At 70.5% G+C, this 25,906-nt stretch carries 22 protein-coding genes and 4 pseudogenes; 13 read left to right on the forward strand and 13 right to left on the reverse strand.

Annotated elements, in window-relative coordinates; genetic code table 11:
- Positions 1-8: 8 nt before the first annotated feature.
- Positions 9-59 (forward strand): annotated as a pseudogene (locus tag ACWC21_RS31270) (hypothetical protein); the annotation flags it as partial.
- Between the two features lie 35 nt (positions 60-94).
- Positions 95-715, forward strand: a complete 621-nt coding sequence (locus ACWC21_RS31275; RefSeq protein WP_450886659.1) for an IS630 family transposase — start codon at positions 95-97, stop codon at positions 713-715.
- A 160-nt stretch (positions 716-875) separates the two neighbouring features.
- Here ACWC21_RS31275 and ACWC21_RS31280 read toward each other — a convergent pair whose 3' ends face one another.
- A complete protein-coding gene (locus tag ACWC21_RS31280) occupies positions 876-1,322 on the reverse strand; it encodes a DUF5958 family protein (RefSeq protein WP_450886660.1) in 447 nt (148 codons plus the stop codon).
- A complete protein-coding gene (locus tag ACWC21_RS31285; RefSeq protein WP_450886662.1) occupies positions 1,267-4,239 on the reverse strand; it encodes a polymorphic toxin-type HINT domain-containing protein in 2,973 nt (990 codons plus the stop codon). The genes ACWC21_RS31280 and ACWC21_RS31285 overlap by 56 nt, the downstream gene beginning before the upstream one ends.
- Here ACWC21_RS31285 and ACWC21_RS31290 point away from each other — a divergent pair.
- Together ACWC21_RS31290 and ACWC21_RS31295 are read left to right on the forward strand one after the other, a co-directional pair.
- A pseudogene (locus ACWC21_RS31290) lies at positions 4,169-5,299 on the forward strand (DNRLRE domain-containing protein); the annotation flags it as partial. The gene ACWC21_RS31285 and the pseudogene ACWC21_RS31290 sit on opposite strands and share 71 nt — an antisense overlap.
- 296 nt (positions 5,300-5,595) lie before the next feature.
- Positions 5,596-6,222 (forward strand): annotated as a pseudogene (locus ACWC21_RS31295) (epoxide hydrolase family protein); the annotation flags it as partial.
- A gap of 630 nt (positions 6,223-6,852) precedes the next feature.
- Here ACWC21_RS31295 and ACWC21_RS31300 read toward each other — a convergent pair.
- Both ACWC21_RS31300 and ACWC21_RS31305 read right to left on the reverse strand, forming a co-directional pair.
- Positions 6,853-7,773 (reverse strand): RNA polymerase sigma-70 factor, encoded by a 921-nt coding sequence (locus tag ACWC21_RS31300; RefSeq protein ID WP_450886664.1) that lies wholly within the window; start codon positions 7,771-7,773, stop codon positions 6,853-6,855.
- Positions 7,770-8,975, reverse strand: a complete 1,206-nt coding sequence (locus tag ACWC21_RS31305; RefSeq protein ID WP_450886665.1) for an NAD(P)/FAD-dependent oxidoreductase — start codon at positions 8,973-8,975, stop codon at positions 7,770-7,772. The genes ACWC21_RS31300 and ACWC21_RS31305 overlap by 4 nt, the downstream gene beginning before the upstream one ends.
- Before the next feature lie 166 nt (positions 8,976-9,141).
- On the opposite strand from ACWC21_RS31305, the gene ACWC21_RS31310 reads away from it, so the two are divergent.
- The 4 genes from ACWC21_RS31310 to ACWC21_RS31325 all read left to right on the forward strand — a co-directional run bounded on the left by ACWC21_RS31310 (position 9,142) and on the right by ACWC21_RS31325 (position 11,667).
- On the forward strand, positions 9,142-9,708 hold the full coding sequence (locus ACWC21_RS31310) for a hypothetical protein (protein WP_450886667.1): 567 nt from the start codon (positions 9,142-9,144) through the stop codon (positions 9,706-9,708).
- 76 nt (positions 9,709-9,784) lie between these two features.
- Positions 9,785-10,195 carry a VOC family protein gene (locus ACWC21_RS31315; protein ID WP_450886669.1) on the forward strand — a complete coding sequence of 137 codons (411 nt, stop codon included), beginning with the start codon at positions 9,785-9,787 and terminating at the stop codon, positions 10,193-10,195.
- A gap of 44 nt (positions 10,196-10,239) precedes the next feature.
- Entirely contained in the window at positions 10,240-10,962 is a 723-nt protein-coding gene (locus tag ACWC21_RS31320) for a TetR family transcriptional regulator (protein ID WP_450886671.1), read from the forward strand.
- 90 nt (positions 10,963-11,052) lie between these two features.
- On the forward strand, positions 11,053-11,667 hold the full coding sequence (locus ACWC21_RS31325) for a Uma2 family endonuclease (RefSeq protein WP_450886673.1): 615 nt from the start codon (positions 11,053-11,055) through the stop codon (positions 11,665-11,667).
- Here ACWC21_RS31325 and ACWC21_RS31330 read toward each other — a convergent pair.
- Positions 11,660-14,077, reverse strand: a complete 2,418-nt coding sequence (locus tag ACWC21_RS31330) for an MMPL family transporter (protein WP_450886675.1) — start codon at positions 14,075-14,077, stop codon at positions 11,660-11,662. The two genes, ACWC21_RS31325 and ACWC21_RS31330, sit on opposite strands and share 8 nt — an antisense overlap.
- A gap of 165 nt (positions 14,078-14,242) precedes the next feature.
- On the opposite strand from ACWC21_RS31330, the gene ACWC21_RS31335 reads away from it, so the two are divergent.
- Together ACWC21_RS31335 and ACWC21_RS31340 are read left to right on the forward strand one after the other, a co-directional pair.
- Positions 14,243-14,929 carry a response regulator transcription factor gene (locus ACWC21_RS31335; RefSeq protein ID WP_450886677.1) on the forward strand — a complete coding sequence of 229 codons (687 nt, stop codon included), beginning with the start codon at positions 14,243-14,245 and terminating at the stop codon, positions 14,927-14,929.
- Positions 14,926-16,386 (forward strand): sensor histidine kinase, encoded by a 1,461-nt coding sequence (locus ACWC21_RS31340; protein ID WP_450886679.1) that lies wholly within the window; start codon positions 14,926-14,928, stop codon positions 16,384-16,386. The genes ACWC21_RS31335 and ACWC21_RS31340 overlap by 4 nt, the downstream gene beginning before the upstream one ends.
- A gap of 7 nt (positions 16,387-16,393) precedes the next feature.
- Here the strand turns inward: ACWC21_RS31340 and ACWC21_RS31345 are convergent, their stop codons facing one another.
- From ACWC21_RS31345 to ACWC21_RS31355, 3 genes and pseudogenes are all read right to left on the reverse strand, one after another.
- Positions 16,394-17,950 (reverse strand): ABC transporter substrate-binding protein, encoded by a 1,557-nt coding sequence (locus tag ACWC21_RS31345; protein WP_450886680.1) that lies wholly within the window; start codon positions 17,948-17,950, stop codon positions 16,394-16,396.
- Positions 17,951-18,132: 182 nt separating this feature from the next.
- Positions 18,133-18,453, reverse strand: a pseudogene (locus ACWC21_RS31350) (metallophosphoesterase); the annotation flags it as partial.
- A 4-nt stretch (positions 18,454-18,457) separates the two neighbouring features.
- Entirely contained in the window at positions 18,458-18,697 is a 240-nt protein-coding gene (locus tag ACWC21_RS31355; RefSeq protein WP_450886681.1) for an SCO4848 family membrane protein, read from the reverse strand.
- Positions 18,698-18,770: 73 nt separating this feature from the next.
- On the opposite strand from ACWC21_RS31355, the gene ACWC21_RS31360 reads away from it, so the two are divergent.
- Entirely contained in the window at positions 18,771-20,012 is a 1,242-nt protein-coding gene (locus tag ACWC21_RS31360; RefSeq protein WP_450886682.1) for a D-alanyl-D-alanine carboxypeptidase family protein, read from the forward strand.
- Here the strand turns inward: ACWC21_RS31360 and ACWC21_RS31365 are convergent.
- Genes ACWC21_RS31365 through ACWC21_RS31380 form a run of 4 tightly spaced genes read right to left on the reverse strand, consistent with a single transcriptional unit; the run spans position 19,960 to position 22,745 of the window.
- Entirely contained in the window at positions 19,960-20,868 is a 909-nt protein-coding gene (locus ACWC21_RS31365; RefSeq protein WP_450886684.1) for a YihY/virulence factor BrkB family protein, read from the reverse strand. The genes ACWC21_RS31360 and ACWC21_RS31365 overlap by 53 nt on opposite strands.
- On the reverse strand, positions 20,856-21,287 hold the full coding sequence (locus tag ACWC21_RS31370) for a GtrA family protein (protein ID WP_450886686.1): 432 nt from the start codon (positions 21,285-21,287) through the stop codon (positions 20,856-20,858). The genes ACWC21_RS31365 and ACWC21_RS31370 overlap by 13 nt, the downstream gene beginning before the upstream one ends.
- Entirely contained in the window at positions 21,281-22,228 is a 948-nt protein-coding gene (locus ACWC21_RS31375; RefSeq protein ID WP_450886688.1) for a decaprenyl-phosphate phosphoribosyltransferase, read from the reverse strand. Before ACWC21_RS31375 ends, ACWC21_RS31370 begins: the two co-directional genes overlap by 7 nt.
- Positions 22,221-22,745, reverse strand: a complete 525-nt coding sequence (locus ACWC21_RS31380; RefSeq protein WP_450886690.1) for a phosphatase PAP2 family protein — start codon at positions 22,743-22,745, stop codon at positions 22,221-22,223. Before ACWC21_RS31380 ends, ACWC21_RS31375 begins: the two co-directional genes overlap by 8 nt.
- Positions 22,746-22,879: 134 nt before the next feature.
- Between ACWC21_RS31380 and ACWC21_RS31385 the strand changes: the two genes are divergently transcribed.
- Positions 22,880-24,232 (forward strand): FAD-binding protein, encoded by a 1,353-nt coding sequence (locus ACWC21_RS31385; protein WP_450886692.1) that lies wholly within the window; start codon positions 22,880-22,882, stop codon positions 24,230-24,232.
- Between the two features lie 8 nt (positions 24,233-24,240).
- The gene (locus ACWC21_RS31390; RefSeq protein ID WP_450886693.1) at positions 24,241-24,996 is read left to right on the forward strand and encodes a decaprenylphospho-beta-D-erythro-pentofuranosid-2-ulose 2-reductase; all 756 of its coding nucleotides are present in this window, start codon (positions 24,241-24,243) and stop codon (positions 24,994-24,996) included.
- A gap of 188 nt (positions 24,997-25,184) precedes the next feature.
- Here ACWC21_RS31390 and ACWC21_RS31395 read toward each other — a convergent pair whose 3' ends face one another.
- Positions 25,185-25,769, reverse strand: coding sequence for a 2'-5' RNA ligase family protein (locus ACWC21_RS31395; RefSeq protein WP_450886694.1), 585 nt, complete (start codon positions 25,767-25,769; stop codon positions 25,185-25,187).
- Positions 25,770-25,906 lie beyond the last annotated feature (137 nt).

Raw genomic sequence — 25,906 nt, forward strand, 5'->3', positions numbered from 1 at the left:
CGCGTGGGGTGTCGTATCTGCTGCACCGGCTTGGCTGGTCACCGCAGGTCCCCGCGCACAGAGCCGTCGAACGCGATGAGCAGGCAGTGGCCAGGTGGCGGACGGAGCAGTGGTCACGGGCAAGAGGACGGCCCAGCTCCTGGGCGCGTGGATCGTCTTCGAGGACGAGGCCGGGCAGGACCTGAAGCCCGGCAAGGGCCGCACGTGGTCAAGGCGGGGCAGGACGCCGCTGGTCAAAGTGGTGGGCAAGGGTTCAGGACGGGTCTTGATGGCCGGCATGATCTGCGTCCGGCCGGGCCGCGAGACCCGTCTGATCTACCGGACGCAGACGTACCGGGGCCGTACCGGCGAGAAGAAGGGCTTCCGGGCCCGCGAATTCGCGGACCTGTTGACCTCTGCTCGTCGGCAGCTCGGCGATGTCCCGCTGATCGTGGTCTGGGACAACGCCAGCACCCATCACGCCAAGCCCTTGCGGGAGTTCTGCGAGCGCAACAGCGACTGGCTGACCATCGTCAAGCTTCCGCCCTACGCGCCCGACCTCAACCCCGTCGAAGGCGTCTGGGCCCACCTGAAGAAGTCCCTGGCCAACCTCGCACCCCGCTCGATCGAAGACCTCACCCCGCTCGTGAAGAACCGCTTACGCAGCATCCAACGCCGCCCCGGAGTACTCGACGGCTTCATCGCCGGAACCGGACTGGCACTGGAGCCTCCGTAACGCTGTCACCCCACCGTTTCAACCTCAGCGTCAGCGTTGCCGTCAAACGCCCAGGAGCCCCCGGCCGAGTACCGACTCGGCCGGGGGCTCCCAATGCGCGTCCGAACGAACTCAGAAATCCCCGGCAACGCCCTCTCTGAGGCACCGGGGACGTCGGCGCCTACGACAGGTTGTGCCAGGCGTGCCTACAAGTTCCTCGGCACTCCGTTTCCCTTCGCCGCGTGTCAGCCACAGCGAACGTGGACAAGAGGACGCGGAAGGACTTCACGTACTCACCGGGGGGCAGATTTATAATCTTTCCCATTTGTTCGAGAATCGGTTCTCGAACAATCAACACTGCCGGGGTCATGGTCGGCTTGACGCCTGATCGCAGCAGCCCATCACGGGCGTCGTTCACTGTCGCATGGGCCTGCATGGAGTAACGAACAACCTCGTGCAGCACCGCCCTCTGCTCAACCTGCTCTAGCAAAGAGAACCAGGCCACAGCGTCCTCCAGGCTACGGAGTCCTTGGGCAACCTCGTTGATGATCCGCTCTGATGCTCGCAAGTGCTCACCTGCTCTGTGGCTCAAATACAACGTACGGCCTGCTTGGGTCCAGCTCCGCATAGTCTGGGCGGTTCGGATTGTAGTTCTGCCAGAAGTCTCTACCGCGCCCACTCCCTTCACCGTCACCCGTACCTCGCGGCAGCGAATTCTTGACGCTGTGACGAGTTCTGGACGGACCCGACAGGATGTAATCCCAGTCCGATGTCGGGTTGGGTGTTCCGTTCGCACGACTCCCGACCACAATGATTGGCTGCCCTGCTTTATCAGCGGCATTCTGAATTCGCCTGGCATCATTCGGGCTGATACCGGCTTCCGATGCCGTCCTAAGGCCAGGGCCACACAACCCACCGGAATTGTGCACCAGTACGGGCGTAGTCCCCGCCAGCACATAGTACGTGTGGAGGTCATCGACCGTGAGGATGTAAGTGCGGGCGTGCCTGGTGAAGGGGTGGTTGGCGGTGACGATGACAGTGGTGCCGTCGTCACTGAGCAGGGTCATGCCGGGGGTAAGGGATCCGGCTTCGACCCAGTCGTGCTCGGACGGAGACCAGAAGGGATGTTCGTGGGTCGCCGTGAGGTGCTCGGTGCCGTCCTTGGTGGCTATGGAGAGCTTGTTGAAGTACTTGTCACCGTCGGTGACGATGAGGCGTGTGACCTTCTTCCGTGCGGTCCTGCCGGTTTCCGGGTCGGTCGCCAACACCTTGTCGCCGACCTTGATGTCCTCGATGTCTTTCGTGCTACCGTCCGCCATCTCGACAGCAGTTCCGGCCAGGAAGCACTTGCAGCCGTATTTTCCATCACCGAATCCCAGGGCGATGAGCTCCAGCGCCTCTCGCATGGTGCCGGTGACGAACTCCTCCATACGCGCCTCATGCGCGCATTGCTCGGCATGGTGGAGACAGTACGTAGCTGCGAGCTTCTTCGCGCCGGCTACGTCGTCGGTCTTTTGTAGATAGTCGTACGCGACTTGGCAGCCAGTCCTGCCGTAGCAGGCCATCGAGAGCCTGTGGCCCTCACCTATCGGCGTGTTCCAGTAATCCCCGTTGGCTTGACCGGTGTAGGCATACAAGTAGCTGGACAGCTTTTTGGCGTCATCGGTCTGCACTCCGAGGTTGAGGAGTCTTTGCTCGGCGGACCTGGTATTCCTGTTGCTGCTGCTGCTGTTGCTGCTATTGCTGCTGCTGTTATTTCCGCCGCCGCAGTTCTTGCCGGTGGCCTGGCATCTGGGCGTCTCTCCCCAGCTGGCCGGGTCGAGTCCCGTGGGGTCGCTGAAGTTCGTCGGGTTGTTGAGGGAGTAGGTGTAGGCGTTGAGGCTTTGAGGGTCGTACGGCTTGTGCAGCGGGTCCCTGCTCAGGAAGCGGCCGGAGTCCTGGTCGTATTCGCGGGCACCCAGGTGGGTCAGGCCGGTGGTCGTGTCGTCGATGCCTACGCCCAGGTAGCCCCGTTTGTTGGGCCAGGACGAGGGCTTGGGGCCACGGAGTTCGCCGTAGGGCTTGTAGGCGCGGCGCGTTACGGGCTGGGTGTCGGACAGTTCGACTGTCGTGTTCGCCGTGCCCAGCTGGTCGGCGATCAGGACGTTGAGCTTGTGGCCGGTAGTCGAGCCGTTGGCCGTGGTGCGGACGACCGTGGGGGCGCCCGTCTGGGTGTAGGAGCGGGACGCGCGGGTGATCGTGCCGGTGGCGTTCGTCGTCAGTTCCGTCTCGCCCAGGTACAGGGTCGAGCCCGAGGACGAGTTCTCCAGCAGGCGGTTGCCGTCGGCGTCGTAGACGTACGTCGTCTTCTTGCCGTCGGCCGTGAGGGAGTCGAGCTTGTTGTCTGGCGACCAGGTCAGTTTCTGCGTCGTGTCGGACAGGTCCCGGACCGTCGTGTTGCCCGTCGCGTCGTACGTGTAAGAGCTGGCCTCGCCGGGCGGGGTCGAGCTGGTGGACGTCACCGTGTGCGGTTGGGCCGTGTACGCCGGAGTCGTGCTCGTCGCGGCCACCGTCTTGCCGTAGCCGTAGGTGAAGGTGGCGTCCGTCGTGTCGTGGTCGGTCATCGTCGCGCGGTTGCCGAGCCAGTCGTACGTGAACGACTGCTCGTAGGCGGTCGCGCCCGTGGACAGGGTGGTCGTGTCCGGGGCCGCCGCCGAGAGCGTCGATGTCAGGGCGGTGTCGGGACTTGTGGTGTCCGTGGCCGCGTCCGCGGCGTCGGTGACCGGGCCGGAGGAGGTCGCGTAGTCCGTGCGGTAGCCCCACGTCTTGCCGTTGGACGCCTTGCAGCCCGTGCCCTTGCCGCCTGGTGTGACAGCCGATGTCCAGGCGTGCACCAGTTCGCCGAGGACGTCGTACGTGAAGCACTGGGTGTCCCACGTGTCGCCCGTCGCCTCGCTCAGCCGGCGCGCGTTCGAGGTGATCGTGCCGGTCGCGTCGTAGGAGTAGTAACTGTCGGCGATGCGGTGCGGGCCTGCCGTCTCGCGGTCGGTGACGGTGCGCTGGAGGCGGCCGGTGTGCGGGTCGACGAAGTTGGTCGTCCACACGCGGTAGGGCTGGGATCCGGAGACCGTGCGCAGCGGCTCGCCGTAGGGCGAGTAGGTGACGTCGGCCGTGTACCAGGTCAGGCCCGAGGTCGATTCCGGCAGGCCGTCGGTGGTGTAGCGGGTGACGACCTTCTCCCGCGCCAGTCCGCCCGCCCCGGGCAGGGTGACCGTCTGCGGCTGCCCGTCGGCGTGTACGTGTAGGAGTAGGTGTACGTGTAGGAGTAGGTGTACGTGCCCGCCAGGCCTGTCGTCATCGAGTTGGACGGGATGACCGTCTCGCTGCCGGTGGGGTGGTATTCGGCGTCGTAGCCGGTGACGCGGGTGACGTAGTCGCCGTTGTCCGTGTGCCGGATCGAGGAGTACGGCTCGCCGATGCCTCCGGGTGCGTCGCTTCAACTCGCCTTCGGGCACCGGCCAGGTGACGCGCAAGGCCGGCGCGGCCACCAGCGTGGCCGCGACCATCGGCGACGCGAAGCCCCCTTCCGCCGGGCCCAACGTGTTGTACGTCCGGACTGTCGACAGCGCGGGCAACGTCTCGCAGCCGGCCAAGTACTTCTTCTACGTCACGCCCCGAGACCAGGCCGACGCCCCCGGCGACTTCACCGGCGACAGGATGGCGGACCTCATGGTCGTCACCGAAGCCGGCAACCTCACCATGTATCCCTCCCGGGCCAACAAGGACGACCTGGCCAGGGGAACCGGCGACCTCGACTACTCGATGCCCGGCGCCTACCGGGCCAACCCGGACAAGGACCCGGCGGGAGACGATCTGCCGCCGTACGTCGCCGCTCCGTCAGGACACTTCAAGGGTGCCCTGATCACCCACAACGGCGACATCTACGGCGGTGACGGCCTGCAGGACCTCGTCGTCCGCCTCGACGGCAGGCTCTGGGTCTACCCGGGGGACGGCTATGGTGCGGTCAACATCGACAAACGCCACGAGATCCTGCTGCCCGACGGAGCACCCGACCCCGCGGACATGACCCGGATCATCAGCGCGGGGGACGCGACCGGTGACGGCCGCACCGACTTCTTCGCCACCGTCAGGAACGGCGGCGACGATGAGCTGTGGATGCTGACCGGCTATCACGGCGCGACCATCGACCAGGCGATCCGGTTGTCCGCCTCCGCCTGGAAGGACCGCGATCTCGTCACCGCCCAGGACATCACCGGTGACGGTGTCACCGACCTCCTCTACCGCACCGACGTCAGCGGGAGACTTCTGCTGCGCAAGGGCATCGCCGCATCCAGCGGTGGAGTCAATCCCGACTCGCTCGCTTCCGCAGCCAACTCCGCAGGCGGGGTCGACATCGAATACGGCGCATCGGGCTGGGACAGCGACAACATTCCGCTGTTGATCGGTACGCCCAGCGTCAACGGAGACTCGGTCCCCGACATCTGGGCTGTTCGCTCCGACGGATCTGTCCGGTTCTACACAGGCAGCAAGACCGCCCTCACCGGTTCGGGAACAGAGGTCATCGCCGCAAAGGACTACTGGAAGACCCGGATCGCCATCGGGTGAGGTGGCAATGCCATGCCCGCCCCGGTCCCGCGGGAGCTGCGCGGACCGGGGCGGGCCGCGTCGATGGCTGCCTCCTCACCGCCACCTCTTCCTCCGCTCCGGGGGCACATACGAAGTCGTCGCGCTGTCCGCGCCGGTGCCAACATGGTCGAGTCGCGGCGAAAGGAGCGCATCGGTTGTCCGGACGGCCGGCTCGACCCGCTCACCGCGTCGCTGCCCGCACTCCTTGAAATGGCCCAGCTGGCCGCCCGACAGGCCGACGGCACCGCTTCCCGCTACCTGGTAAGGAACCCGCCATGCCCACCCCGCCCCCCTTCCCCCTGGAGCCCACCCCGATCCACGTGCCCGACGAGGCCCTCGCCGACCTGCGCGCGCGGCTCGCGCTGACCCGCCCACCGCTGGACGAGGGGAACGAGGACTGGTCCTACGGCGTCCCGGACGGCTATCTGCGTGAGCTGGTCGCCTACTGGCAAGACGGCTTCGACTGGCGCAAGGCCGAGGCCGCCGTCAACGCCTACGAGCAGTACCAGGTGAGCGTCGCCGGCGTCCCGGTGCACTTCATGCGCAAGGCCGGCCGCGGCCCCCGCCCGGTGCCGTTGATCCTCAGCCACGGCTGGCCGTGGACGTTCTGGCACTGGTCGAAGGTGATCGACCCGCTGGCCGACCCGGCGGCGTTCGGCGGTGACCCCGCCGACGCGTTCGACGTCATCGTGCCGTCCCTGCCCGGGTTCGGCTTCCCCGGCCCGCTCACCGGCTTTCCGGACGTCAACTTCTGGAAGGTCGCCGATCTTTGGCACATTCTGATGACCGAGACCCTCGGATATGAGAAATACGCCGCCGGGGGCTGCGACATCGGCGGGATCGTCTCCAGCCAGCTCGGCCACAAGTACGCCGACGAGCTGTACGGCATCCACATCGGCTCCGGGCTGCCGCTCGACTTCTTCAACGGCCCCCGCGCCTGGGACTTCGCCCGGAACCGGCCCCTCACCGACGACCAGCCCGCCGACGTACGGGCCCGCATCGTCGAGCTGGACCACCGCTGGGCGCCCCACCTCGCCGTACACATGCTCGACGGCGCCACCCTGGCCCACGGGCTGAGCGACTCGCCCGCCGGACTGCTCGCCTGGCTGGTGGAGCGCTGGAACGCCTGGAGCGACAACGGCGGCGACGTCGAGTCCGTCTTCACCAAGGACGATCTGCTCACCCACGCCACGATCTTCTGGGTGAACAACTCCATCGCCACGTCGATGCGTTACTACGCCAACGCCAACCGCTACCCCTGGTCCCCCGCCCACGACCGCACCCCGGTCGTGCAGGCCCCGGTCGGGCTCACCTTCGTCACGTACGAGAACCCGCCCGGCATCCACACCACCGACGAGCGCGTCCGGGCGTTCGAGACCGGTCCGCAGGCCGCCTGGTTCAACCACGTCAACGTCAACGCCCATGCGAAGGGAGGCCACTTCATCCCCTGGGAGAACCCGGACGCCTGGGTGGACGACCTGCGCCGCACCTTCCGCGGGCGCAGGCCCTGAACCACCCGCACGAGCGGACGCTCACCGTGTCCCGACGTCGTGAGCGGTGCCGGCGGCGACGGCCTGGAGTTTGTCCGGGTTGGCCACGTTGTGGATGGCGGTGATACGGCCGTCGGCGTCGAAGTCGAGGGTGACGGTGGCGATCACGCGCCCCTGCCCGCTGAACACCATGCCCGGACCGCCGTTGATCTCGACGAGTTCGGCCTTCATGTCGGCGGGCTGGACGCCCTGGTAGGTGGCGGTGCCGACGGCCGCGAACCAGGCGGCCACCTTGGCCGCGCCCACGACCGGGCGCAGGGCCTGGCGGACCTTGCCGCCGCCGTCGGTCCACAGGGTGACGTCCGGGGACAGCAGTTCCATCAGGGCGTTGACGTCACCGCCGCTCGCCGCGGCGAAGAACCGCTCGGTGGCCTGACGTTGCCGCGACCGGTCGGCGGTGAAGCGCGGCCGCCGGGCCCGCACGTGCTCGCGGGCCCGGTGCGCGGCCTGCCGCACCGCGGCTTCGGAACGCTCCACCGTCTCCGCTATCTCGGCGTGGCTGAAGTCGAAGACCTCCTTGAGGACGAACACCGCGCGTTCGAGCGGGCTCAGCGTCTCCAGCACCACCAGCAGGGCCATCGACACCGACTCGGCGTCCGTGACGGCCTCGGCGGCGTCCCCGCCGGTGAGGATGGGCTCCGGCAGCCACGGCCCCACGTAGGTCTCCCGCTTGTGCCGGGCGGAGCGCAGCCGTTCCAGCGCCAGGTTCGACACGATGCGCGTCAGGTACGCCTTGGGGTCGGCCACCTGCGAGCGGTCCGCGGCGGACCATTTGATCCAGGCGTCCTGGACCGCGTCCTCGGCGTCGGCCGCGGTGCCGAGGAGGCGGTAGGCCACGGAGAACAGCAGCCTCCGGTGCTCGTGGAAGACCTGCTGGCCGGGGTGGGTGGACGGGTGGGTCACCGGGCCTCCCGGACCCGGGTGAAGCGGCCCCCGCGGGGCCAGAACGCGCCCGAGGCGGGCATCTTCTTCATACGGCCGTAGGTCGGCCAGGGGGAGGCGGTCACCGTCTCCTTGTACCGGACGGCCATGCGTCCGGTCAGGCAGATCCGGCGCGGGCTGTCGTCGGGGCGGGTGAACTGCACCACCGCGTCGCCCCGGCCCAGGCTCACCGGCGTGTGGTAGTAGCCGAAGCGGAACGGCTTGGGCTGCTTGCCCCTGAGCACACGGTCGATCGACAGCGCGGCGTGCACCCCGGTCGGCATGCCGCCCTGGCAGGTGCCGTGCATGGTGCCGTAGGCCTGGCGGATCGCGGCCGCGTCACCGATCGCGTACACGTCCGGGTGGGACACCGAGCGCAGCGCGGCGTCCGTGACGATGCGTCCGCGCTCGTCGACGGTCAGCCCGGCGGCGGTCGCCAGCGGCGACACCCGTGTGCCGCTCGTCCACAGGACCGCGTCGGCGGCGATGCTCTCCCCGCCTGCCAGTTCGACCGCGTCGGGCAGCACCTTCACCACCTCGGCCCCGGTGCGCACGTGGACGCCCAGCCGGTCGAGCGCGGTGCGCACGTATGCCTTGGCCCTGGGGTTCATGGACGCGCCGGGCTCGGTTCGGCCCAGCAGTACGACGTTCAGCTCCGGGTGCCGCTCGGCGATCTCCGCGGCGGACTCGATGCCGGTCAGCCCGCTGCCGCAGACCACCACCGTGCCGCTGCCGAGCCGGCCCAGCCGGTCGGCCAGCAACTCGGCGTCCTGGGCACCGCTCAGGGTGTACGTGTGGTCCTCGGCACCCGGCACCGCCGACGTGTCGGCCCCACTGCCCAGCCCGTACACCAGTGAGTCGTAGTGCAGCACCCGGTCGTCGTCGATCCGCACGGTGCCGGCGTCCGCGTCCACCCCCGTCACCCAGCCGCGCACGAACCGCGCCCCCGTGCCCTCCAGCATCTCCGTGATGCTCAACTCGGCCGGCTCCCGGCCGGTCGCCGTCATGTGCAGCCGCATGCGCTCGGTGAACCGCTCCGTCGCGTTCACCACGGTCACCTGCACGCCCTCGCGCCGCCCGGTCCGGGCCGCGAGCTGGACGGCCGCGGCCATACCCGCGTATCCGGCCCCCAGGATCACCACGCGGTGCGTGTCCGCCGTGCCGGTCTCCTGCTGTGCGCTCATCGTCGCGTCCTCCTCCACTCGCTGCCGACGCACACCAGATGGAAGATGGCCGACCGACCGTGACATGACGTCGATGTGATGCGCGACACAGTCCGGATCGCGGCGGGGGGCCGGCGTCCCGTCATTCCCACCCGCGCGCGAAGGCGGTGGCGTCTAGGGTCACCCCATGAGCAACTCCACCGCCGCCGCCGTCCTCACCACCCCCGACCTGGACGAGGCCCTGCGCGTGGTGCGCACGCTGCTGGGGATGACGGACCTCACCCGCGCCGAGGTGGACTTCGAGGCGAAGATCCGGTCCCGTGAGGGTCTGGTCGAGGTGTTGCGGGTGCTGCCCGGACTGAACTGGTGGGCACGGGAGGGGGCGGAGGCGGGGTCGGCGGAGAACGGTGACGACCCGGCGGAATGTCTGCCCGTCTCCGTGCACGACTGGTGCCACCCACTGGAACTCGCCGAACCGTTCGTCCGCGCGCTGCGCCCCCAGGACTCCGCCGCCGTGCGCTGGGACCTGGACGCATGGCCCGAGGTGCCGGAGGCGGGGCTCGAATCGATCTCCCAGAAGTACGCGTACCTCACGCTGTCGGTGCACTCGAGGGACCTTTACCAGTGCGAGCCCGCCGCGGACCACACCGTTCACGTGCATGTGCGCGGGGAGCGCGACCTGGACCGCGTCCACTGGCTCGCCGCGCGGGCCGGGGGGCGGTTCGACGGGCGCACGGAACTCGCCCCGCTGTGACATCGCCTGGTCCGGGCGGGTGACCCGGGCGGTCCGGCCTCCCCGGACCGCGGCTGCGGCAACTTAATCTGATGGCATGTCAGATGAACAGTCGTACGAGCTGCTCGGATTCGACAACGTGCTCTTCCCCGTCGGGGACCTCGGCGAGGCCGTGGAGTTCTACGAGCGGGCCGGGTTCGTCGTGGGGTTCCGGTTCGACGAGGCCGGGATCGCCCTGCTCAAGGTGGGGGGCGAGACCCCCGGGATCCTGCTGCGGGTGGAGCACGGGCTGGGGCACCGGCCGCCGTCCTGGCCCTCGCCCCGGCTGTGGCTGGAGGTGCCGGACGCGCGCACGGCGGTCAGGAAGCTCGCCGACGCCGGGATCAAGCCGCTCGACGAGCCCTTCTCCGTGGCCACGGGGTGGACGGTGGAGATCGCCGACCCCTGGGGGAACGTCCTCGGTTTCACGGACTACACCAAGCGTCCGGAGCTCGGCCGGCGGCCCTGATCCGCGGACGCGGGGCGCCCGAGGCAGTCGTTAGGCTCTTGTCCGTGTCCGCGAAGAACGAAGTCAGCAAGTCCGAGCAGACCCGCGCGCTCATCCTCGAGACGGCGATGCGGCTGTTCCAGGAGCGCGGCTACGACAAGACGACCATGCGGGCCATCGCCAAGGAGGCCGGGGTCTCCGTCGGCAACGCGTACTACTACTTCGAGGGCAAGGAACACCTGATCCAGGGCTTCTACGACCGGATCGCCGCCGAGCACCGGGTGGCGGTCCGGGAGGTCCTGGAGCGGGAGACCGACCTGGAGGCGCGGCTCGCGGGGGTGCTGCGGGCCTGGCTGGACATCGCCACCCCGTACCACGAGTTCGCCGTGCAGTTCTTCAAGAACGCCGCCGACCCCGACAGCCCGCTCAGCCCCTTCTCCCCCGAGTCCGAGCACGCCCGCCTGGAGGCCGTCAGCGTCCACCGGGAGGTGCTGGCGGGTACCAGGACCAAGGTCCCGGAGGAGCTGCGGGACATCCTGCCCGAGCTGATGTGGCTCTCCCAGATGGGGCTCGTCCTGTACTGGATCTTCGACCGGACCGAGGGGCGCGAGCGCAGCTACCGGCTGGCCGAGCGGGGGGCCCGGCTCACCGCGCGGGGGGTGTACCTGGCTCGGTTCCGGGTGCTGCGGCCGCTCGTGCGTGAGGTGCACGAGCTGTTCACGGACTTCCTGCCGGGGATGACGAGGGTTCTGCCGGATCCGGCGGGGCGAGGGCGGCAGGGCGGGTGATCACTTTCGGGTGAACGGGCGCGAAGGGGACATCCGGCGCCCGGCCTGCCTACGATGATGCTCTCGACACCAGCCCCTAGGAGGCACGCGATGTCCGCTGCATCCGTCGAGCAGCCCTTCGACGACGAGCCGTTCTCGCTCACGGCCCTCGCCGACGAGATCATGGAGCGCCATCCGGGCTACCGCGTCGAGATCATCGGAGGCCACCTCCTCGTGACCCCATCCCCGGATGCCCCCCACGCCCGAGCCCTGACCGGCCTCATGATCCCGTTCATCGCAGCGGGCCTGCACGGCGGCGAAACCGAGGTGCTCCAGAACGTCGGCCTCTGGCTGCCCACCGACGCCGAGGACTACGCCATCCCCGACCTCGTGGTCGTCGACGCCGACATCGACGACCACTACGTCGAGAACAACGCGTACGACCCGGTGTGCTTCCGTCTCGTCCTGGAGGTCACCTCCGGAAACTGGAAGGACGACCTGAAGACCAAGGTCGCCGCCTACGCGGAGGCCGAGGTGCCGGTCTACGTCGTCGTCGACCGCAAGCACCAGCGTCTCCACGTACTCGCGGAACCGGCCGGGGGCACGTACCAGTACCACCGGCCGCACGCCCCCGGCGAGCTCGTCACCCTCCCCGACTCCATCGGCGCCAAGGTGACCCTCGACGTCGACCAGATCCTCATGGCCGGGCAGAAAAAGGCTAACTGACCGCGTCCACCTCCCCCTCGGCCACCTCCACGTCGTACACCAGCGGCCCGTCCCCCACGACCACCTGCCGCGCCTTCGAGCCGTACGAGCCCGCCGTCACCGCCAGCAGATAGGCCCCCGGCTCCGGCACCGACACGATGTACGAGCCGTCCGCCAGCGACGTCACCCCGTCCAGCCGGCGCCCGCCCTTCGTCAGCAGCGTCACGGAAGCATCCCCGACCGGCTCGCCGTCGGCCGTGCGGACGTAGCCGTGGACCACCGAGGCCGGGCCCTCCTCCGTGGCCGGAGCCGGCTCCGACTCCTCCTTCGGCTCCACCGCCAGATGCGGCAGCCGCCGCTCCAGCCACACCGGCAGCCACCAGTTGGACTTGCCCAGCAGATGCATCGCGGCCGGCACCAGTGCCGTACGCAGGATGAACGCGTCCAGTGCGACCGCCGCCGCCAGGCCCACGCCCGCCGTTGCCGCGCCCGAGTTGCCGCTGAGTACGAAGGCCACGAAGACACAGACCATGATGAGCGCCGCGGAGTTGATCACGCGGCTGGTCTCCGCAAGGCCGACCCGTACCGCACGCGCGTTGTCCTTGGTGTGCACCCATTCCTCGTGCATCCGGCTGACCAGGAACACCTGGTAGTCCATGGACAGGCCGAACAGCAGGGACAGCATGATGACCGGCAGGAAGGCGTTGATCGGACCGGCCCTGCCGAGGCCGAGCAGGCCGATGCCCCAGCCCCACTGGAAGATCGCGACGAGGACGCCGAAGGAGGCCGCCGCGGCGATCAGGTTCATCAGTGCGGCCGTCAGCGGCACCACCAGGGAACGGAAGGCGACCAGCAGGAGCAGGAAACCCAGGGCGATGATCGTGGCGATGAAGTACGGCAGCCGGTCGCCGGTGACGGTCGCGAAATCCTTGGATATCGCGGTGACCCCGCCGACATGCGCCTGTACCTTCGCCGCTGGGATCACCTTGTCCCGCAGGGTGTCGATCAGGTCGTCGGTCTCCTTCGACTGCGGTGACGTCGTCGGGACCACCTGCACGACCGTCACGCCGCCGCGGGCGGGCACCGCGCCGACCTGGGCGACGCCCTTGGTCGCCTGGACGTCCTTCACCAGGGTGGCCGTGTCACCGCTGGAGACGACCACCTGCAGCGGGCCGTTGAAGCCCGGCCCGAAGCCCTCGGCGAGCAGGTCGTAGGCCTTGCGGGTCGTGGTGGACGCGTCGTCGTTGCCCTGGTCCGTCGCCCCGAGGCGCAGGGACAGCACCGGCAGGGCGAGGACGGCCATGACGACCAGGGCGAGCGCGGCGATCCTGCGGGGGCGCTTCTGGACGCCCGCCGACCAGCGGGCCGAGAGACTGCTCGCCCGCTCCTGCTCCGGGCCCCGCTCGGCGAGTCGACGGCGCTGGCGGCGGCTGAGCACGCGCGGGCCGAGGAAGCCCAGCAGAGCGGGGAGCAGGGTGGTGGCCGCGAGGACGCTCAGCACGACCGTCAGCGAGGTGCCGATGACCACGCCGTCCAGGAAGCGCAGGTTCGTCACCAGCATGCCGGCGAGCGCGATGCACACCGTGCCGCCCGCGAACAGCACCGCCCGGCCGGAGGTGTTGAGGGCGGTGACCGCCGACTCCTCCGGGTCCACGCCCCGCAGGATGCCCCGCCGCTGCCGGGTGACGATGAACAGGGCGTAGTCGATGCCGACGCCGAGGCCGATCAGGGAGGACAGCAGCGGCGCCAGATCGGGGATGTCGGTGGTGTGGCTGAGCAACTGGACACCGAACAGGCCCATGCCGACGCCGAAGATCGCGATGCCGATCGGCAGCAGCATGGCGAGGAACGAGCCGAAGGCCAGGAACAGCACGACGGCCGCGGCGAGGAGACCGACCATCTCCGCCAGGCCCTGCGGCGGCTCCTCCACCCGCTGGACGGCCTGCCCGCCCAGCTCGACCTCCAGGCCCTTGCTCTTGGCACCCTGTGCGGTGTCGACGACGTCCTGGACGAGGTCCTTGGGCACGGCGTTCGCCTGCTCGGCGAACGTGATCCGGGCGTAGGCGATCCGCCCGTCCCGGCTGATCTGCGCCGCCCCCCGGTCGCCGCTGTAGGGGCCGGCGACCTCGCCGACGCCCTTCATCTTCGCGATCTTCTCCAGCGCGGGCTGGATCCGGGACTTCACGGCCGCGTCGCGCACCGATCCGCCGTCGGCCTTCCACACCACCGTGTCGGTGTCACCCGCACCGGCCGGGAAGGCCTTCTCCAAAAGGTCGTACGCGCGCTTGGAGTCCGTGTTCGGGAGGGAGAAGACGTTCGCGTAGTCCGTGCCCGCCGTCGACGCCGCGAATCCCAGGCCGAACAGCGCCCCCACCCACAACAACAGGACCACCAGCCGATGCCGGTAGCACCATCGTGCCCATGCCGTCACGCTCAACGCTCCTTGATTCGTCCGTACTTCACCGGTCGGTCCCCCGGGTCCTGGCACCAGCATCGGCAACCCCGCACGCGCGGGACACGCGGCGCGGTCGACTCTCAAGGAACTCCAAAGCGCGATCCGGACACGTGGTCGACGACCTCACCCGATACTGGGGGCATGACCGCTCCAGGAACCGTGCTGGTCGTGGAGGACGAGGAGAGCATCGCGGACGTCCTCGCCATCGCCCTGCGCTACCACCGCTTCGAGGTGATGACCGCGGGCACCGTCCGCGAGGCCCGCACGCTCGCCGGGCGCACCCGGCCGGACGCCGCCCTGCTCGACGTCATGCTTCCGGACGGGGACGGCCGTGCCCTGGGCCGTGAACTGCGCGCCCGGCAGCCTGATCTGGCGCTGGTGTTCCTCACCGCGCGTGACGCGCCGGCCGAGATCGTCGGCGCCCTCGGCTTCGGCGACGACTACATCACCAAGCCGTTCGACATCGACGTGGTCGTCGCCCGGATCGGCGCGGTGCTGCGCCGCACCCGCCCCTCCGACGTGATCCCCGAGCGCCCGCCGCTCAGATACGGCGACCTGGAGCTGGACGAGACGGCGTACTCCGTGCACCGCGCGGGCCGCACGGTGGAACTGACCCCGACCGAGTACGCGCTGCTGCGGTTCCTGGTCCGCAACGGCGGGCGGATCGTACCGAAGGAACAACTGCTGCGCCACGTCTGGCAGTACGAGCACGCCCCGTCCGAATCCACCGTCGTGGAGACCTACATAAGTTATCTGCGGCGCAAGCTCGAGCCCCTGGGGCCGCCGGTCATCACCACCCGCCGCGGTGTCGGATACGGGCTGGCGTGAGGCACCACCGCAGGCACGGCGTGCACTCGCTGCGCGGGAAGCTGACCCTGGCCAACGTCGGGCTGCTCGCCGTCGGCATCGTGGTGGCCACCGCGGTGAGCCTGATGGGGATGCGGCACTACCTGGTCGGCCAGGTCGACACCGAGATGCTCAAGATGCGCCAGTCGCTGGGCGGTTCGCGGCTCACCCTGCACCAGGTCGACTCGATCGGCGGGCTGGACGTGATCCGTGACCGGATGGCGCCGACGTACGCGCAGGGGCAGCCCACGCCGGACTCGATCTTCGCCGCGGTCGACGGCCGGGGCAGGGCCCTCGCGCTCTTCGGCGTCGAGCCCACCGACGCCCAGCGCTCCCTCGCCGCCGCCGTCGACGGCCCCCGCGACCTCGCGGCCGATCGCGCCCCGCGCGACGTCACCGTGCACGGCGCCGCCTATCGCGCCACCGCCGTCCGCCTCGCCGACGGCTCCTACATCCTGCTCGCCCAGTCCACCGAGGCCCTGCACCAGGGCATAGCGAAAGCCCTCAGGCTCGACCTCGCCGTCGGCACGCTGCTGCTCGCCCTGCTGTGCTGCCTGACCATGTTCGCCGTCCGGCGCCGGCTGCGGCCGCTGGAGGACATGGTGGAGACCTCCACCGCCATCGCCGAGGGCGACCTCACCCGGCGCGTACCCTCCAGCTGTCATCCGACCCAGGAGGTCGAGCAGCTGCGGCTGGCCCTCAACTCCATGCTGCACCAGGTGGAGTCGGCGTACCGCACCCGTGAGCACACCGCGGCCCAGCTGCGCCGTTTCGTCGCCGACGCCTCGCACGAGCTGCGCACCCCGCTCGCGGCGATCCGCGGCTACCTCCAGCTCTACGACAAGGGCATGCTGAACGAGCCGGGCGAGCGGAAACGGGCCTGGGACCGGATGAACGCCGAGGCCGACCGGATGGGTCGGCTCGTCGACGAACTGCTCACCCTGGCCCGCCTCGACCAGCGGCCCGAACTGCGCCTGCGGAACGTGGACCTGAGCCGGCTGGTGCGGGAGGCCGCCGAGGACCTCAGGGTGCAGCAGCCGGACCGGCCGGTCACCGTGGCCGCCGACGGCGCGCTGCTGGTGCGCGCCGACGAGTCGGGCCTGCGGCAGGTGCTGGGCAACTTGCTGGCCAACGTCCGCACGCACACGCCGGCCGACGTGCCGGTGCGGCTGTGCGTGGGGCGTTCGCACGGGGTGGTGCGGCTGTGCGTCGCCGACGAGGGTCCGGGGCTGGCCGAGGAGGACGCGGCCCGGGTCTTCGACCGGTTCTTCCGGGCGGGCGGCGGCGCGGGCAGCGGGCTGGGCCTGGCCATCGTGCAGGGCGTGGTGCACGCGCACGGCGGCGAGGTGGCCGTGCGGACGGCGCCCGGCGAGGGGCTGGAGGTGACGGTGACCCTGCCGGAGCGCGCCCGTGCGGTCGTGGACCGCCCCACGGAGTAGCGGACCGTCAGATCCACTCCAGGCGCCACAGCCGGTACACACCGGTGCCGTCGTCGAGGTACTGGCCGCCGCCGACGTCCTCGCTGCTGACGACGTACTCCTTGCGCTGCCACAGCGGGATCAGCGGCACGTCGCGCGCCACGTCCTCCTGCAGGGAGCGGAAGTCCTGTGTGACCCGGCTGCGGTCGGCGTACTGCTGGCTGTCGATGATCAGGTTGTCGACGAGCTTGTTGCTGTAGCCGGTGTTCATCGTGGAGCCGGTGCCGACGAGTTGGGCGCCGAAGGTGTCCGGGTCGGGGTAGTCGGCGACCCAGCCGACCGCCCAGGCGTCCAGCTTGCCGGTCGCCCACCGCTTCTGGAAGTCGGTCCACTCGTAACCCTTGACGTCCACCTTGAACAGGCCGCTCGCTTCGAGCTGCTGCTTCAGCTCGGCGGCCTCCTCGGCACCGGAGCCCCGGCCCCTGCCGTAGCCGAAGGTGAAGTGCACCGGGAGGGAGACACCGGCTTCGGTGAGCAGCTGCCTCGCCTTCCTGGCGCTCGGCTCGGGGTAGGCGTCGGCGAACGACGTGGTGTGGCCGTTGAGGCCCGCCGGGACCAGCGAGTACAGCGGGTCGACGGTGCCGTCGTACACGGTCTCGGCCAGCTGTTCGCGGTTGACCAGCCAGGCCATGGCCCGCCGGACGCTGACGTCGTGCAGCGGGGAACTCCGGCGGGTGTTGAGGTAGAGGTTGCGGGTCTCCGAGCTGTCGGACTCCGTGACGCGCTGGTTCGGGTCGCTGGCGGACAGCCCGGACAGCACCTTCGGCGGCAGGTTCCGGGTGACGACGTCGATCCGCTTGTCCTTCCAGGCGGCGTCCAGTTTCGCGGAGTCGCCGTAGTAGCGCAGTTCGACGGGGCGGCCGGTGTCGTCCAGGTCGCCCTTGTAGGCGGAGTTCGGCTCCAGGGTGGCCTGCTCGCCCTTGGTGTACGAGGTCAGCCGGTACGGGCCGGTGCCGTCGACATCGTTGCCGGAGCGCAGGCTGTCCGCGGGGTACTTCTCCCGGTCGACGATCGAACCCGCCCCCGACGCCACCTTGAACGGGAAGGTGGCGTCGGGTGAGGAGAGGTGGAAGGTGACGGTGTCGCCGGCGGCGGTCACCGAGTCCAGGGTGGAGAACAGGGACGCCGGACCGACGTCCGACTTGATCTTCTTGACCCGGTCGAAGGAGTACTTCACGTCCTCCGCGGTCATCGCCCGTCCGCTCGGGAAGGTGATCCCGGCCCGGAGCTCGCACGTGTAGGTCTTCAGTCCGCTGCCCACGAAGGCGCAGCTCTTCGCCGCGTCCGGCACCGGTGTGGCGCCGCCCGGCTCGTAGGACAGCAGTGACTGGAAGACGTTGCTGAACAACGCCCACGAGCCGGCGTCGTAGGCACCGGCCGGGTCCAGTGACGTGACGGCGTCCGTCGTGCCGACCGTGATGGTCCTGTCGTCGTCCCCCTGTGACGGCAACAGTTGCCAGCCGCCGACGCCCACGGCTGCGACTACCAGAGACATCGCGAGAATCCGCATGCGAACCGATCGCATGGTGGTGCCCTCCCCAGGCCCTACCCGAGCCCTACCCAGGCCCTGCACACAAACGCCACCCCCTAGTGGCGCGGCTCACCTAATCACACGTGTTTGAGGTGGGGGAAGAGCAATCTGGCTAGATGAGAAAGAACTTACCCGGGGGTTGTTTTCCAAGTCTTGGGGGGCTTGCTGAGGAATCGTCACCGCGCCGCCGGCTCGATCACGGTGACGTCCGAGGGGGCGTCCACGCGCGTGGGCGGGCCCCCGGCGCCCGGGCCCCTGCTGACGTACAGCTGGGCGTCGCCGTAGCGCTCCAGTCCCGCCACGGTCGGGTTGGCGGCCGCCGCGACGAGGTTGCCCGGCCAGAGCTGGCCGCCGTGGGTGTGCCCGGAGAGCTGCAGGTCGACGCCGTACCGGACGGCCTCGTGGATCTGCACCGGCTGATGGGCGAGCAGCGCGCAGGTGCGGGTCTTGTCCCGGTCGCCGAGCGCCCTGGCGAAGTCGGGCCCCTGCCCCTCGCTGCCGTTATGACGTGCGGCGCAGTGCGCGAAGTCCGCGGAACCCGATGACCCCGATCACCGTCCCCAATACGAAGGAAACGACCGCCAGCGTCAGGTGCACCCAGAAGTACGCCGTCGGGTGACCGTCGTCGAAGGCGAGACCGCTGCTGTCCTTGACGAGATTCTTGACGAAAGTGACCCAGATGACCCAGCTCCACACCCCGAAGGCGAGCAGGAACCAGGACACCGGGCGGCTGAGCTTCATGGGTTCAGTATCGCGGGCGGCCGTCCGGGTCCGCGCCCGGGGTCGCGGGAGCCGGCAAGGTACGTTTCCGCTCGTGCTCACACCCCCCACGGCCGCCGGGCGGTCCCTGCTGGTCACGTCCGCCGCGCTGCTGTCCGCGTCCCTCGCCGCGCCCGCCGCCGTCGCCGCGCCGTCCCCCTCGGCCGGCCCGACGGCGACTCCCCCGGCGCACATGTCGACGGTCGGCGGCGCCCGGCTGGGCGAGCCGGGCACCCAGGCCGACCTCGGCAGCGGCGTCCCCGTGCTGCCCAAGGACGTCACCGCGCGCTCCTGGATCATCGCCGACGCCGAGTCCGGCGAGGTGCTGGCCGCGCACAACGCGCACTGGCGGCTGCCCCCGGCGAGCACGCTGAAGATGCTGTTCGCCGACACGGTGCTGCCCCGCTTCCCGAAGACCACCGAGCACAAGGTGATCGCGTCCGACCTGGCCGGCCTGGGCGCCGGCTCAAGCGTGGTCGGGATCAAGGAGAACAGCACCTACTCCGTCCGCGATCTGTGGCTCGGCGTGTTCCTCAGGTCCGGCAACGACGCCGTGCACGTGCTGTCGCGGATGAACGGCGGCATCGGGCGGACCGTCGAGGACATGCAGGCGCACGCGGACGAGCTGCAGGCCCTGGACACGCGCGTGCTCAGTCCCGACGGCTACGACAGGCCGGGACAGGTGTCGTCGGCGTACGACCTGACGCTGGTCGCCCGCTCGGGTCTGCAGAAGAAGGACTTCCGCGACTACTGCTCGACCGTGACGGCGAAGTTCGGCTCCACCGAGATCCGGAACACCAACCGGCTGCTGAGCGGCGACACGGACGTGCCCGTCTACCAGGGCATCGCCGGGGTGAAGAACGGCAACACCAGCCAGGCGGGCGCCACGTTCACCGGTGTCGCGGAACGCGGCGGCCACGTGCTGCTGGTCACCGTCATGAATCCGGAGAAGCACGAGCACAACGAGGTCTACAAGGAGGCCGCCCGGCTCTTCGACTGGGGCTTCGGGGCGGTCGGCAAGGTCAGGCCGGTGGGTGAGCTGGTGCCGCCCAAGGGCGCCGTCCCGGCCGGTGGGCGGCCCGGCGTGACGCCACCGGTCGGCCAGGCGGGCGGGAGCGGGAGCGGCGGGCCGTCGTCGAAGCCGGTGGCCGCCGCGCCTTCCGGGGGCGGTGCGCGCGGCGCCGGCATCGCCCTGGCGGTCGCCGGGGGGCTGCTGGTGCTGCTGGGCGGCGGGGCGTTCCTGGTCAACCGCCGGTGGCCACTGCCCGATCTCGTACGTCGCCGGACTCGTTCCTGAGCTCGGCCGCCTTGCTCGGCGTCGCCGTCCAGGCGGCGCAGAAGAGGACCAGTTTCGCGGTGAAGTTGATCCACAGCAGCAGGGCGACGGGGACACCGAAGGCGCCGTACATGCTCTTCGAGGCGACGCCCTGGATGTAGCCGCTGATCAGCAGTTTCAGCAGTTCGAAGCCGATCGCGCCGGTGAGCGCCGCGACGAACAGGCGGTGGCGTTGCGGCTCGACGCCGGGCAGCAGGGTCAGCACGTACAGCAGGACCAGGAAGTCGGCGAGGACGGCGACGGCGAACGCGACGACGCTGAGCAGCACGGTGCCCCAGCCGTGCTCGGCGAGCCCCAGACCGCCGGCCGCCCAGCCGACCGCCGCGGAGGCGAGGCCGGAGGTCAGGAGCGTGACCAGCAGCGCGCCGCCGAGCCCGATCAGGATCCCGGCGTCCTTGGCCTTGTGCACTATGGGGTTCTCGTCGGTGTCGGGCAGCTCCCACACCGCGCGCAGGCAGTCGCGTATCTGCCCGACCCACCCGATGCCGGTGAGCAGCAGCAGGGCGCCCGCGATGGAGCCGACCGTGCCCGCGTTCTGGACCAGGGACGTGATGTCCAGCTGGTCGGAGATGCCGGGGAACTGCTCCGCGATCTGCTTCTCCACGTGCCGCTGTCCGGCCGGGTTCAGCGTGGCGGCGCCGATCGCGGCGGACACGGTCAGCAGCGGGAACAGCGCGATGAAGCTGACGAACGTCATGGCGGCGGCCAGCCGTGTCCACTTCACCCGGTCCAGGCGCTCGTACGAGCGCCACGCGTGCGTGGTCATCAGGCGCGCGAACAGCGGTCCCACGCCGGGGAGTGTTTTCAGCCAGTCCATGATCCGACTCTGCCCTCGTCTCGGAAGACCAATGTCCGGGTACCCCAGAACCTCAGGACTGTGGCCAGTGCCATGCCGATTCCGGCGCCGGAAACGGTGTCGGCCCGCTGCGAAGTCAGGCCCAGGCCGTAGTGGCTGACGGTGAGACAGAGCAGTTGGACGAGGGCCCCGGCGAGGTTCACGGCGACGAAGACGGCGTAGGTGCGCAGCCCTCCGGGCCGGGTGCGGCGGTAGGGGCCGAGGGCGTTGCCGGCGTAGGCGACCGTGCAGCCGGCCGCGAAGGACAGGGACTTGGCGGTGATCGGGTCGCAGGCGGCGGGTCCGCGCAGGTAGCTGAAGAGCGCCAGGTCGGTGGCGTAGGCGAGGAGCCCCGCGGTGGCGAAGCCGAACAGTTCGCCCCGCCGCGGCGGGGTCACCAATTGGCCACCGCCAGACCGTACATGGCCAGCCAGGCGGCGCCGATCAGGGCCAGGGCGCGGTCGCGCAGCACCACGTCCTCCGGCTCGCCGGCGGTGCCGCGGTCGGCGAAGACGGCGTACCTGAGGACCGCGAGGATGAACGCGACCATGGACAACTGCCGCCAGGGCAGCACGCTGGTGTGCGGCACACCGCCCGCCTCCAGCGCCCACATGCAGTAGGCGAGGACGGCGACGCCGGCCGCCAGCTGCCAGACGAAGCGCAGGTAGCCGGTGGTGTACTCGGTGAGCAGCGCACGTGTCGCACCCGCCTGTCCGGCCATCTGGACGGCCTCGGAGTAACGCTTCGCCGACACCATGAACAGCGCCCCGAAGCCGGTGGTGATCAGGAACCAGCGGGACGGCGGGATGCCGAGCGCGACCCCGCCGATCACCGCCCGCATCAGGAATCCCGTGGTCACCACGGCGAGGTCGACGACCAGCAGGTGCTTGAGGGTGACGCAGTAGGCCAGTTGCAGGCCGAGGTACGCCGTCAGCAGGGCGGCGACGGCCGGGGAGGCCAGCCAGAGGGCGGCGGCGGGCCCGAGCACGGCCAGTGCGCCGCCGGTGGCGTAGGCGACGGGCACGGGGACCTGCCCGGCGGCGACCGGGCGGCGGCGCTTGACGGGGTGGGCGCGGTCGGCCTCGGCGTCGCGTGCGTCGTTGATCAGGTAGACGGCGGCGGCGCAGGCGGTGAACAGGGCGAAGACCAGTGCGACCTGGGTGAGCGCGTGCCGTGAGAAGAGCCGGCCGGCGGCGGCCGGGGCGGCGAGGACGAGGATGTTCTTGACCCACTGTTTCGGGCGCATGGCCCTCAGCAGACCGCCCAGGAGGGTGCCCCGGCGCCGGGGCGGGAGCGGGGGCTCGCCGGGCGGGCGGCGCTCAAGGAGCGCGAGGTCAGCCATCGGTGCTCCCCCTCATCCAGCGGGCTCCCGCTCGTGCCGTCAGCGCCCCCAGGGCCGCGCCCGCCGCCACGTCGGAGGGGTGGTGGACGCCGAGGACCAGCCGGGACAGGCACATGGCGGCGGCGAGCGGCGGCACCGGACGGGCGCCGAGCGCTCCGAAGGCGACGGCGGCGGCCGCGGCGGAGGCGGCGTGGGAGCTGGGGAAGGAGTGCCGGCCGGCGGTGCGCACCAGGGGTTCGACGTGCGTGGGGCGCGCGCGGCGCACGAGGCGCTTCACGGCCATGCTGGCGAGGTGCGCGCCCGCGACGAGCGCCGTGCCGCGCAGCCAGGCGCTGCGCCGCGCCCCGTCCACGGCGGCTCCGGCGAGGCCGGTCGTGAGCCACAGCGCGCCGTGCTCTCCGCTCAGGGAGAGTCCACGGGCGGCGGACGCCACCCACGGATCGGCGCCGCGGGCGTGGAGCGCGGAAAGGATCCGGTGGTCCAGGTCGTGATCCAGGTCGTGATCCAGGTCGTCCATGTGGATCCACTGTTCACGTCCGGCCCGCTTGAATTACGGCAATATTGGACGACATCCCATTAATCACCCATTTCGGGGAGGGAAGCCATGTTCCATAACTGGTCGCCCCCATAACGGGCGATACGGTCACCGGCATGTCTGGAGACACCGTTTCCGTCACCGGTTGGGGCCGCACCGCACCCACCGCCGCCCGGCTGGTCCGCCCGCGGACCTACGCGGAGGCCGCGGCCGCCGTCCGCGACTGCGGGGACCGCGGCGGTATCGCACGAGGCCTCGGACGGGCGTACGGGGACGCGGCGCAGAACGCCGGCGGGACCGTTCTCGACATGACCGGTCTCGACCGCGTCCACGCGATCGACGCCGACGACGGGACCGTACTGTGCGGCGCGGGCACCTCCCTGCACCGGCTGATGGAGGTGCTGCTGCCGCTCGGCTGGTTCGTGCCGGTGACCCCCGGCACCCGCCAGGTGACCGTCGGCGGGGCGATCGGAGCCGACATCCACGGCAAGAACCACCATGTCTCCGGCTCCTTCTCCCGCCACGTGCTGTCCCTGGAGCTGCTCACCGCCGACGGCGAGGTGCGCACCGCGCGCCCGGGGACCCCCCTGTTCGACGCGACCGCCGGCGGCATGGGCCTGACCGGGGTGATCCTGACGGCCACGCTGCGGCTGCTGCCGGTCGAGACCGCGTACATGACCGTCGACACCGAGCGCGCCGCCGACCTCGACGACCTGATGGCCCGGCTGACCGCCGGCGACCACCGCTACGACTACTCGGTCGCCTGGATCGACCTCCTCGCCCGCGGCGCCGCGACCGGCCGCGCGGTGCTCACCCGCGGCGACCACGCCCCCCTGGAGGCGCTCGAGGGCACGCGCGCGCGGCGGCGCCCGCTGTCCTTCCGCCCCCGGCGGCTCCCGGCCGCCCCCGCCCTCGTCCCGGAGGGCGTCCTCGGCCGCACCACGGTCGGGCTCTTCAACGAACTCTGGTACCGCAAGGCACCACGTGCGCGGACCGGCGAACTCCAGCGCATCCCGGCCTTCTTCCATCCCCTGGACGGCGTTCCCCACTGGAACCGGATCTACGGCCGCGCCGGCTTCCTCCAGTACCAGTTCGTCGTCGGACACGGCCAGGAGGAGGCCCTGCACCGCATCGTGCACCGCGTCTCCGCCCGCCGGTGCCCGTCCTTCCTCGCCGTCCTCAAGCGCTTCGGCGACGCCGACCCGGGCTGGCTGTCCTTCCCGGTGCCCGGCTGGACCCTCGCACTCGACGTCCCGTCCGGGCTGCCGGGCCTCGGGCCCCTCCTCGACGAGCTGGACGAGGAGGTGGCCGCCGCCGGCGGGCGGGTCTACCTGGCCAAGGACTCCCGGCTGCGCCCGGAGCTGCTCGCCGCGATGTACCCACGGCTCGACGAGTTCCGGGCGCTGCGCGCGGAGCTGGACCCGGCCGGGGTCTTCACGTCGGACCTCTCCCGCCGGCTCAACCTCTAGGAGTTGTCGTGAAGGACGCTTTCGGAATCCCCCAGTCGCTGCTCGTCCTCGGCGGTACGTCCGAGATCGCGCTGGCCACCGCACGCCGGCTGGTCACCCGCCGCACCCGCACCGTGTGGCTGGCCGGCCGCCCCTCGCCCGCCCTGGACGAGGCGGCCGCACACCTGCGCGCCCAAGGGGCCGACGCACGCACCGTCGCCTTCGACGCCCTGGACCCCGGCTCCCACGAGACGGTTCTCGGCAAGGTCTTCGCCGAGGGCGACGTCGACATGGTGCTGCTCGCCTTCGGCATCCTCGGGGACCAGGCGGTCGACGAGCGCGAGCCGGCGGGCGCCGTCCGGGTCGCGCAGACCAACTACACGGGCGCGGTCTCGGCCGGCCTGGTCGCCGCGCGGGCCCTGCAGACCCAGGGACACGGCTCCCTGGTGGTGCTCTCCTCGGTCGCCGGCGAGCGGGCCCGCCGCTCGAACTTCATCTACGGCTCCAGCAAGGCCGGTCTGGACGCCTTCGCCCAGGGCCTGGGCGACGCGCTGCACGGCACCGGCGTGCACGTCATGGTCGTACGCCCCGGCTTCGTCCGGACGCGGATGACCGCCGGTCTGGCGGAGGCCCCCCTCGCCACCACGCCGGAGGCGGTCGCCACGGCCATCGAACTGGGGCTCAGGCGCCGCACGGAGACGGTGTGGGTGCCGGGCGCCCTCCGACTGGTGATGTCGGCGCTGCGGCACGTACCGCGGACGGTGTTCCGGCGGCTGCCGATCTAGGGCCTGTCCGGCGGCGGGGCGAGGCTGGTGCTGCGACCGGAAAGGTTTGCCGGGAAGCTCGCGGCGTCCGGTGCGGTGCCTCGCAAGGCGGAGCATCACCCGCGTACTGGGTGTACTCGGGTGGTGCGACAACGCGGCGAGGTGCCGTGCCGGGCGTCGCGAGCCGGTGAACCTTTCCGGTCGCAGCGTTAGCGGTGGCTGCGGATCGTGCCGCGGTCCACGGGGGCCGCCTGCTGGGGCACCATGGTGCCGCCGCCGAAGGTGAAGTCCCGCAGCTTGCGCCACACCCCGTCGGCGCCCTGCTCGTGGAGCCCGAAGCCGGTGCAGTGCCAGGCGGCCTCGTAGTCGGCGAGTTCCTCGAAGGCCCGGTCCATCGCCGCCTCGTCGATGCCGTGCGCGACCGTGACATGCGGGTGGTACGGGAACTGCAGCTCACGGGCGACCGGCCCGGAGGTGTCGCGGATCCGCTGCTGCAGCCGGGCGCAGGCCTCGACGCCCTCCACGACCCGCACGTAGACCACCGGGGACAGCGGCCGGAAGGTGTCGGTGCCGGACAGCCGCATCGCGAACGGCCGGACGGCCGCCGCCACCTCGGTCAGGTACGCCTCGACGGCCGGCAGGTCGGTCTCCTCGACCTCCGTCGGCGGCAGCAGGGTGACATGCGTGGGGATGCCGTGAGCAGCGGCGTCGCCGAAGCCCGCGCGCCGCTCCTGGAGCAGGCTGCCGTGAGGCTCCGGAACCGCGATCGACACGCCGATCGTTACGGTCCCCACGTCGTCTCCTGTCGTCGCTCTTTGTTTCGTTCTCGTCCGGTACGTGCGCAGCCGTCCGGCTATCGACTGTACGGCCACGGGAGTCGCGTGGGCAGGCGCAGCGGAAGTGATGTGCAGCGCTCCGCCCACGGTACGTG

The organism is Streptomyces sp. NPDC001348 (genome assembly GCF_053597535.1).

Excerpts from the sequence above, each read along its gene's own strand:
- ACWC21_RS31280 (WP_450886660.1), bottom strand. The coding sequence starts at position 1,322 with ATGCGGAGCTGGACCCAAGCAGGCCGTACGTTGTATTTGAGCCACAGA.
- ACWC21_RS31285 (WP_450886662.1), bottom strand. The coding sequence starts at position 4,239 with ATGGTCGCGGCCACGCTGGTGGCCGCGCCGGCCTTGCGCGTCACCTGG.
- ACWC21_RS31305 (WP_450886665.1), bottom strand. The coding sequence starts at position 8,975 with ATGAGCGCACAGCAGGAGACCGGCACGGCGGACACGCACCGCGTGGTG.
- ACWC21_RS31310 (WP_450886667.1), top strand. The coding sequence starts at position 9,142 with ATGAGCAACTCCACCGCCGCCGCCGTCCTCACCACCCCCGACCTGGAC.
- ACWC21_RS31315 (WP_450886669.1), top strand. The coding sequence starts at position 9,785 with ATGTCAGATGAACAGTCGTACGAGCTGCTCGGATTCGACAACGTGCTC.
- ACWC21_RS31325 (WP_450886673.1), top strand. The coding sequence starts at position 11,053 with ATGTCCGCTGCATCCGTCGAGCAGCCCTTCGACGACGAGCCGTTCTCG.
- ACWC21_RS31335 (WP_450886677.1), top strand. The coding sequence starts at position 14,243 with ATGACCGCTCCAGGAACCGTGCTGGTCGTGGAGGACGAGGAGAGCATC.
- ACWC21_RS31345 (WP_450886680.1), bottom strand. The coding sequence starts at position 17,950 with ATGCGATCGGTTCGCATGCGGATTCTCGCGATGTCTCTGGTAGTCGCA.
- ACWC21_RS31355 (WP_450886681.1), bottom strand. The coding sequence starts at position 18,697 with ATGAAGCTCAGCCGCCCGGTGTCCTGGTTCCTGCTCGCCTTCGGGGTG.
- ACWC21_RS31365 (WP_450886684.1), bottom strand. The coding sequence starts at position 20,868 with ATGGACTGGCTGAAAACACTCCCCGGCGTGGGACCGCTGTTCGCGCGC.
- ACWC21_RS31375 (WP_450886688.1), bottom strand. The coding sequence starts at position 22,228 with ATGGCTGACCTCGCGCTCCTTGAGCGCCGCCCGCCCGGCGAGCCCCCG.
- ACWC21_RS31380 (WP_450886690.1), bottom strand. The coding sequence starts at position 22,745 with ATGGACGACCTGGATCACGACCTGGATCACGACCTGGACCACCGGATC.
- ACWC21_RS31385 (WP_450886692.1), top strand. The coding sequence starts at position 22,880 with ATGTCTGGAGACACCGTTTCCGTCACCGGTTGGGGCCGCACCGCACCC.